The sequence below is a fragment of the Novosphingobium sp. AAP1 genome (assembly GCF_001295765.1).
Classification (GTDB): domain Bacteria; phylum Pseudomonadota; class Alphaproteobacteria; order Sphingomonadales; family Sphingomonadaceae; genus Novosphingobium; species Novosphingobium capsulatum.
Genome location: NZ_LJHO01000015.1, coordinates 58,039 through 65,898, shown reverse-complemented (window position 1 = coordinate 65,898; position 7,860 = coordinate 58,039). Strand labels below are relative to the sequence as shown.

At 64.2% G+C, this 7,860-nt stretch carries 6 protein-coding genes and 1 tRNA gene; 3 read left to right on the top strand and 4 right to left on the bottom strand.

Annotation, left to right across the window (positions count from 1 at the left end; genetic code table 11):
• Nucleotides 1–66: 66 nt before the first annotated feature.
• The 3 genes from IP65_RS18340 to yghU all read right to left on the bottom strand — a co-directional run bounded on the left by IP65_RS18340 (nt 67) and on the right by yghU (nt 2,635).
• Complete coding sequence (locus tag IP65_RS18340; protein ID WP_022677355.1) at nt 67–1,353, bottom strand: integrase arm-type DNA-binding domain-containing protein; 1,287 nt, start codon at nt 1,351–1,353, stop codon at nt 67–69.
• A gap of 217 nt (nt 1,354–1,570) precedes the next feature.
• Nucleotides 1,571–1,645, bottom strand: a tRNA-Gln gene (locus IP65_RS18335).
• Nucleotides 1,646–1,768: 123 nt separating this feature from the next.
• Complete coding sequence (yghU, locus tag IP65_RS18330) at nt 1,769–2,635, bottom strand: glutathione-dependent disulfide-bond oxidoreductase (RefSeq protein ID WP_022677354.1); 867 nt, start codon at nt 2,633–2,635, stop codon at nt 1,769–1,771.
• Between the two features lie 148 nt (nt 2,636–2,783).
• Between yghU and IP65_RS18325 the strand changes: the two genes are divergently transcribed.
• Nucleotides 2,784–3,785, top strand: coding sequence for a DNA topoisomerase IB (locus IP65_RS18325; RefSeq protein WP_043610060.1), 1,002 nt, complete (start codon nt 2,784–2,786; stop codon nt 3,783–3,785).
• On the opposite strand, the gene IP65_RS18320 is transcribed toward IP65_RS18325, so the two are convergent.
• Nucleotides 3,743–4,414 carry an HAD-IA family hydrolase gene (locus IP65_RS18320; RefSeq protein ID WP_022677352.1) on the bottom strand — a complete coding sequence of 224 codons (672 nt, stop codon included), beginning with the start codon at nt 4,412–4,414 and terminating at the stop codon, nt 3,743–3,745. The genes IP65_RS18325 and IP65_RS18320 overlap by 43 nt on opposite strands.
• 61 nt (nt 4,415–4,475) lie before the next feature.
• Between IP65_RS18320 and glmU the strand changes: the two genes are divergently transcribed.
• Together glmU and glmS are read left to right on the top strand one after the other, a co-directional pair.
• Nucleotides 4,476–5,858, top strand: coding sequence for a bifunctional UDP-N-acetylglucosamine diphosphorylase/glucosamine-1-phosphate N-acetyltransferase GlmU (glmU, locus tag IP65_RS18315; RefSeq protein WP_022677351.1), 1,383 nt, complete (start codon nt 4,476–4,478; stop codon nt 5,856–5,858).
• Between the two features lie 176 nt (nt 5,859–6,034).
• Nucleotides 6,035–7,858 (top strand): glutamine--fructose-6-phosphate transaminase (isomerizing), encoded by a 1,824-nt coding sequence (glmS, locus tag IP65_RS18310; protein WP_022677350.1) that lies wholly within the window; start codon nt 6,035–6,037, stop codon nt 7,856–7,858.
• Nucleotides 7,859–7,860: the final 2 nt, after the last annotated feature.

Sequence of the window (7,860 nt, the reverse complement as noted above, 5' to 3'; positions counted from 1 at the left end):
GGCGCATACCGAGCCGCCGCCACCGTTGATCCGACTAGGGGGTCAGTCATAAACGTCAAATTCGCCTTACCACTGGGTCTCAAACCAGGCCAACGCCTTGTCCGCTTTTCGCTTTTCGATTTTGAAACCCTCCAAAGCCATCGGGGCCGCTTCCTCGGCGGCATCGAGATATTTGGCCCACCAGGCCATCATCTCGCGCCGATGCGGGATGTAGCGTGCCGAGTTGTAAACGCCCCTTACGCCTCGGGGCATGTGCGCCAACTGCATCTCGATCCAGTCGGGCATGAATTTGCCCGACTCGTTGAGCACAGTGCTGGCCAAGGATCGAAAGCCGTGCACCGTTGCTTTGCCACGCAGCCCCATCCGATACATCACTTCGAGCATCCGATTTTCGCTGATCACGTCAGACCGTGAACCCGCGACGGGAAAGAGAAATTTCCCGAGGCGTTCGTTGCCCGCGCGACCGTAGACGTTGGCATCGCGAATCTCGCGCAGCAAAGCGACGGCTTGAGGCGGGAGCGGAACCAGGTGTTCCGACCGCATCTTCATGCGTTCCGGCGGTATCCGCCAGAGCGGTTCTTGACCGCCAAGCCCTTCGAATTCGCTCCACTGCGCAAATCGAGTCTCCTGGGTCCGCACCATCGTGAGAATCGTCCAGCGCAACGCGAGATGGCTCATGCGCGAGCCACCGTCGGCGTTGAGACGGGCAAAGAATTCCGGGAGCTGCTTGATCTCGATCTTGGCGCGGTGGCGTACTGGCGGCGGTTTGATCATCGCCGCCGACAGATCGCGGCAGGGATCGCTTTCGCAGCGCCCGTCGGGAATGCCGAAGCGGAAGATTTCGCTGCAGTGGTTCTTGATGCGATGCGCCATCTCATACGACCCTCGCGCTTCGATGACCCGGAGCGCTTCCAGCATGGTGCGAGGCAGGATCGATCTGATCGGCTTGTCCCCAATGATGGGGAGGATGTCGTTCTGCAGGCGGCCCTCGATTAATCGCGCGTAGCGCGGCGACCAAGCTGGCCGGCGTGCCTCGATCCATTCACGCGCCAGTGTGGCGAATGTCGTCTGATTGGCCGCGACCTGGAACTTCGCTTCCTTCTTGTGGGCGATCGGATCGACGCCGTTGGCGACAAGTTCCTTCATCTCTTCCGCCCAGACCCGGGCGCGGTGAAGGCTGGTCCCAGGATACTCGCCGCCATCGACGGTCTTTTGCTTGTTGTCGAACCGATAGGCCAGGCGCCAGCGCTTCTTGCCGTTGGGCATGGCGACGATGTGCAGGCCGCCACCGTCTGAGCGTTTGATCGGCGAAGTCCGGGCAACAAGGGAAATGATGAGTTGATCGGTCAGCATGGTCGGGACTCCGGCTCAGCTGTCGCGGATCCGATCCTGCCAGGACCTTTGCACTGCCTTCGAGGCCTGTTTTTACCAACAGGGTGACCAACAAATCGCATGAAACTGCCTGATCGGAATGGCTCCGGGGTGGGGCAGAATTACGAAATAAGTCGCTGAAAACAGTACATTTTTTTCGACGCCATGAGACCTTGTTGGTCAAAATGGGCCGCAATATTGGCTGGGGCGGCAGGATTCGAACCTGCGAATGCCGGTACCAAAAACCGGTGCCTTACCACTTGGCGACGCCCCAGCAGAGCGCGCGCTTATAGCGGGCCAATCGTGAATGGGAAGGGGGTAGCTGGGGATAACTTGGCGATGCCTGCGCCCCTCCCGAAGGGGAGGGGGCAGGTGCCGCGGACCAGTTTCAGGGCGGTCAGAAACCCTTGACGATGCCCTTGAGCTTTTCGGGCGGCAGGCTGTCGAAATCGGCAGCGCTGTGGCGTTCGGCGATCCCCTTGGCGCTGTTCACAAGGCGCCCGCGCAGCACGGCGGGGCGCTGGTCGATCTCGCCCACCCAGCGGCCGACGTGCTCGTATTCGTGCATCGAAAGGAACGTGGCCGCATCGCCATAGGCTTCGCCGCGATAGAGATTGCCCATCCAGGTATAGGCGGCAATGTCGGCGATGGTGTAGTCTTCGCCGCCCAGGTAGCGGCTTTCCGCCAGGCGGCGGTTGGCCACGTCGAACAGGCGCTTGGTTTCCATGGCATAGCGATCGATCGCATATTCGATCTTGATCGGGGCATAGTTGTAGAAGTGGCCAAAGCCGCCGCCCATGAACGGGGCAGAGCCGATCTGCCAGAACAGCCACGACAGGCATTCCGCCCGCGCCGGGTTTTGCGTGGGCAGGAACTTTCCGAACTTTTCGGCCAGATGCATCAGGATCGCGCCGGATTCGAACACGCGGAACGGGGTGGCGCCGCTGTGATCCACCAGCGCGGGAATCTTGGAATTGGGGTTGATATCGACAAAGCCCGATGAAAACTGGTCACCTTCAAAGATCTTGATCAGCCAGGCATCGTATTCGGCTTCGGCAATGCCGGCTTCCAGCAGCTCTTCCAGCATGATCGTGGCCTTCTGGCCATTGGGCGTGCCCAGCGAATAGAGCTGGAACGGGTGCTCGCCCACCGGCAGATCCTTGTCGTGGGTGGGGCCGGCCGTGGGGCGGTTGACGCTGGCAAAAGCACCACCGTTGGCCTTGTCCCAGGTCCAGACCTTGGGCGGCGTATATTCTTCGGACATGGTCGTTCCTCTGCAACGGAAGTTTGTTAGGTTGCCTATCATTCTGACGAGGCGCCGGGGGAACTGCAAGACATGTTGTGGCGTTGGCCTGTCGGAGAGGCAAGCGTTGAACAGGAAAGCCGTTTTGCAGGAATCGGGCAAGAGCCGACTGGTGTATGTGGACGATAGTGCACCGGGCATCACGCGGCGGCGTGCGGGGCGCGGATGGTGCTATCGCGATCATGCCGGGCAACGCATCGCCGACCGGACAGAGATCGACCGCCTCAATGCGGTGGCGCTGCCGCCGGCCTATCGCGACGCGTGGTTTTGCCCGATGCCGCATGGCCATATCCTGGCGACCGGTGTCGATGCGCGCGGCCGCAAGCAATACCGCTATCACCCCGATTTCCGCGCCGCGCGCGAGGCGGAAAAGTTTGACGGCTGCGCGGCATTCGGCGCGCTGCTGCCCAAAATTCGCGCCCGCGTCGAAGCGGCGCTATCGGGCCGGGGGCTCAGCCAAGAACGCTGCATCGCCTCGGTGGTCCGCCTGCTCGACACCGGTGCGATTCGCATCGGTAACGAGGCCTATGCCCGCGCCAACGCCAGCTTTGGCGCCACGACGCTGCGCATGAAGCATGTCGAACTGCGCGGGCAAAGCCTGCGGCTGCGCTTCCGCGCCAAGTCGGGCGTGGAGCGGGACATGCGCCTGACCGATCGCGCCCTCGTGCGTTTCGTTCGGCGAATGCAGGACCTGCCCGGCCAGCACTTGTTCCAGTACCTGGGCGAAGATGGCGCGCCATGTCCGGTCGGCTCGGCCGACATCAACGCCTGGCTGCGCAGCGTGACCGGGGCGGAATTCACCGCCAAGCATTTCCGCACCTGGCATGCCAGCGTTCTGGCATTTGGCGCGCTGGCCCATGCCGAACAGAACGTGCCGCTCAAGGAACTGTTGGCGCAGGTGTCCGATCGGCTGGGCAATACACCCACGATTGCCCGCAAGAGCTACATCCATCCCGCCGTGCTGGCCCTCGTGCCCGATCAGGCGGAATGGCGCGCGGGGCTGCGATTGCCCCGCGCCACGCAATGGCTCTCGCGCGACGAGCGTGGGCTGCTCGCGCTGCTCGATGCTCAGCCCAGCGCCGTCAGCGTTGGCACCAGCGCATCGAAGTGATCGATCACCGCGTCGGCACCCAGGAGCGGCGGCGGCAGGTCATGGAACCCGAAACTGACCGCCACGACCGGCAGGCCTGCCGCGCGCGCCGCGCCAATGTCGAACGTGGTATCGCCCACGAACGCGGCCCGGCCGCCACCGCAGCGCGCGATCATTTCCTCAAGCATGTCGGGCGCCGGCTTGGCCTTGCCCGGGCCCAGCGTATCGCCGCCGATTATCGTGGCAAAGCGGGGTGAAAGGCCCAGTTCGTCCAGCAACTGTCGCGCGAATTCCTCGCGCTTGTTGGTCGCCACCGCGACGGTCACGCCGCGCGCGGCCAGTGCGTCGAGCATTTCTGCCCCGCCAGGATAGAGCCGGGAATGCACCGCGATCGCCTCGCCGTAATAGGCGAACAGGCGATCCTGCAGCGGCTTGAACTCTGCCTCGTCATAGCCGCCGCTTTCGGCCAGGGCATTGCGCAGCATCTGCCCCGATCCCCCGCCGATGAAGCGGCGCACCACATCGAGGGGGAAGGTCTGCCGCCCGGCATATTCCAGCGTGCGGTTGAGCGCGTTGCCCAGGTCAGCGGCGGTATCGCATAGGGTGCCGTCCAGATCGAACCCAACGATGGAAAATGGAAAATCGGTCATGTTGCAAGCCAGTGCCCACCCGTTCTGGAAACTGCAAGCATAAGCTGGCAAGGATGCAGCCATGACCACGCAAACCCAGTCGCCCTCGGCCACCGCTCCTCTCGCTCTTGTCATCCTTGCTGCAGGCAAGGGCACCCGCATGAAAAGCGATCTGCACAAGGTGCTGCATCCGGTCGCCGGGCGGCCGATGCTGCTGCATCTCATGGCCAGCGCGGCGCAACTGGCGCCGGCGCATCAGGTGGTGGTGGCCGGCCATGGTCGTGACCAGCTGGAAAAGGCGCTGGGCGGCAGTGCCACGATTGCGGTGCAGGAACCGCAACTGGGCACCGGCCACGCCGTGCAGCAGGCCCAAGATGCGCTGGCCGGTTTCGCTGGCGATGTGCTGATCCTCTATGGTGACGTGCCGTTTGTGCGCGCGCAGACGATGCAGGCCATGCTCGATCGGCTGCATGCGGCCGATGCCCCGGCCGTGGTCGTGCTCGGCTTCCGCCCTGACGATGCCCTGCAATATGGCCGGGTCATCGCCGAGGGTGACCGCGTGGTGAAGATGGTGGAGCACAAGGACGCGAGCGAGGCCGAGCGCGCCTGCACGCTGTGCAATTCCGGGCTGATGGCGGTGAAGGGCGGCGACCTCTTCGCGCTGCTGGCGCAAGTGGGCAACGACAATGCCCAGGGCGAATATTACCTCACCGATATCGTCAACGTGGCCAATGCCGCGGGCAAGACCAGCGCCGTGGTGGTGACCGACGATCCCGACGAAGTGGCCGGAATCAACAGCCGGGCAGAACTGGCCCAGGCCGAAGGCCGCTGGCAGCAGCGCCGCCGCCTGGTGGCAATGGCCGACGGCGCCAGCCTGGTCGCGCCCGAAACCGTGTGGTTCTCGCATGATACCGTGCTCGGCCGCGATGTGACGGTGGAACAGAACGTGGTGTTTGGTCCAGGTGTCACCGTTGCGAACAATGTGGTGATCCACGCGTTCTGCCATCTCGAAGGCTGCACCGTGGAAAGCGGCGTGTCGGTGGGGCCGTTCGCCCGCCTGCGGCCCGGCGCCACGCTGGAGCAGAACAGCCGCGTGGGCAATTTCGTGGAAGTGAAGAACGCGCGCCTGGGTGCCGGTGCCAAGGCCAACCACCTGACCTATCTGGGCGATGCTGAAGTGGGCGCCGGCGCCAACATCGGCGCGGGCACGATCACCTGCAACTATGACGGCTATTTCAAGTATCGCACGGTGATTGGCGAGCGCGCTTTCATCGGCTCCAACTCTGCGCTGATCGCCCCCGTGCGCATTGGCGCCGATGCCATCGTGGCGGCGGGCAGCGCGGTGTCGCGCGATGTGTCTGATGGAGAACTGCGCCTGGTGCGGGCCGAGCAACTGGTCAAGCCGGGCTGGGCCGATCGCTTTCACGATGCGATGAAGAAGAAGAAGGCCGAAGGCAAGAAGTAGGCCCCTTTGCCTGACCCGGCCGCGATCATGTCCGCGAATTCATCTGCCGGTTCACCCGGTCGAAAGCAGGCGGGTCGCAAGAGGCCGGACAGACACGAAATGCCAAGAATTATCCGGCCATGATGCCGGCCATTCGCGTTATCTCCCAATCCTGAAGAAAGTGTGGGCCCCAATCCATGTGCGGAATTATCGGAATCGTCGGCAAGGAAGAAGTCGCGGACCGGCTGGTCGATGGCCTGCGTCGCATGGAATATCGCGGCTATGACAGCGCCGGGGTCTGCACCGTGTTCGACGGGCAACTCGTGCGCCGCCGCGCCGAGGGCAAGCTCAACAACCTGGTCAAGGAGCTGGCGGTCAATCCCGCGCCGGGCCTGATCGGCATTGCCCACACCCGCTGGGCCACGCACGGCGCCCCCACCACCAGCAACGCACACCCCCATGCGACCGGCGAAGTGGCGCTGGTCCACAACGGCATCATCGAGAATTTCCGCTCCCTGCGCGAGGCGCTGATCGCGCGCGGCCGCACGTTTGAAAGCGAGACCGACACCGAAGTGGTGGCGCACATGGTTTCGGAGCTGGTGGAGGCGGGCAAGAGCCCGGCCGAGGCGGTCAAGGCCGTGCTGCCGCAGCTGCGCGGCGCCTTTGCCCTGGCCATTGCGTTCCGCCAGCATCCCGATCTGCTGATCGGCGCGCGCCTGGGCTCGCCGCTGGTGGTTGGCTATGGCGAGGGTGAAACCTTCCTGGGCTCCGATGCCCTGGCGCTCGCGCCGCTGACGCAGCGGGTGTCGTACCTGGAAGAAGGCGATTGGGTGATCGTGCGCCGTGACGGCGTCGAAGTGTTCGATGTGAACAACCAGCCGGTCACCCGGCCGATCGTCGCTTCGGGCGCAACCGCCGCCGCAATCGAGAAGGGCAACTATCGCCACTTCATGCAGAAGGAAATCTTCGAGCAGCCGATCGTGGTGGCGCAGACCCTGCGTTCCTATCTGCGCCGCGTGGAGCAGACCGTGTCGTTGCCGCAGATCGATTTCGACCTGGCCAGCATCAACCGCGTCACGATCGTCGCCTGCGGCACCAGCTATTACGCCGGGATGGTGGCGAAATACTGGTTCGAGCAGTTTGCCCGCCTGCCGGTGGACATCGATGTGGCCAGCGAGTTCCGCTATCGCGATCCCGTGCTGGAGCCCGGTGGCCTGGCGCTGTTCATCTCGCAATCGGGCGAAACCGCCGATACCCTGGCGGCGCTGCGTCATTGCAAGGCCGCCGGGCAGACCATCGCCGTGGTCGTCAACGTGCCGACCAGCTCGATGGCGCGCGAGGCGGACCTGCTGCTGCCCACCCATGCCGGACCCGAAATCGGCGTCGCTTCGACCAAGGCGTTTTCCTGCCAGCTTGCCGTGCTCGCCGCGCTGGCGGCGCACCTGGCGGTCAAACGCGGGCGGCTGACGCGCGAAGAGGAGGCGCTGATCGTCAACCAGCTGGCCGAAACGCCGGCCGCGCTCAACGCGGCGCTCTCGCATGACGAGGAAATCGCGGCGATGGCCCCGCTGATCGCCCCGGCGCGCGACGTGCTCTATCTGGGCCGTGGGCCGGACTATCCGCTGGCCCTGGAAGGCGCGCTCAAGCTCAAGGAAATCAGCTATATCCACGCCGAAGGCTATGCCTCGGGCGAAATGAAGCACGGGCCGATCGCGCTGATCGACGAATCCGTCCCGGTGATCGTGCTCGCGCCGTCAGGGCCGCTGTTCGAAAAGACCGTTTCCAACATGCAGGAAGTGCGCGCGCGTGGTGGCAAGATCGTGCTGATCTCTGACGCGGAAGGCCTGGCCGAAGCAGGCGAGGGCTGCCTTGCCACGATCGAGATGCCCAAGGTGCACCCGCTGATCGCGCCGCTGGTCTATGCCGTGCCGGTGCAACTGCTGGCCTATCACGTTGCCGTGGCCAAGGGCACTGACGTGGACCAGCCGCGCAACCTGGCCAAGAGCGTGACGGTGGAGTGATG

Excerpts from the sequence above, each read along its gene's own strand:
- IP65_RS18340 (WP_022677355.1), bottom strand. The coding sequence starts at position 1,353 with ATGCTGACCGATCAACTCATCATTTCCCTTGTTGCCCGGACTTCGCCG.
- yghU (WP_022677354.1), bottom strand. The coding sequence starts at position 2,635 with ATGTCCGAAGAATATACGCCGCCCAAGGTCTGGACCTGGGACAAGGCC.
- IP65_RS18320 (WP_022677352.1), bottom strand. The coding sequence starts at position 4,414 with ATGACCGATTTTCCATTTTCCATCGTTGGGTTCGATCTGGACGGCACC.
- glmU (WP_022677351.1), top strand. The coding sequence starts at position 4,476 with ATGACCACGCAAACCCAGTCGCCCTCGGCCACCGCTCCTCTCGCTCTT.
- glmS (WP_022677350.1), top strand. The coding sequence starts at position 6,035 with ATGTGCGGAATTATCGGAATCGTCGGCAAGGAAGAAGTCGCGGACCGG.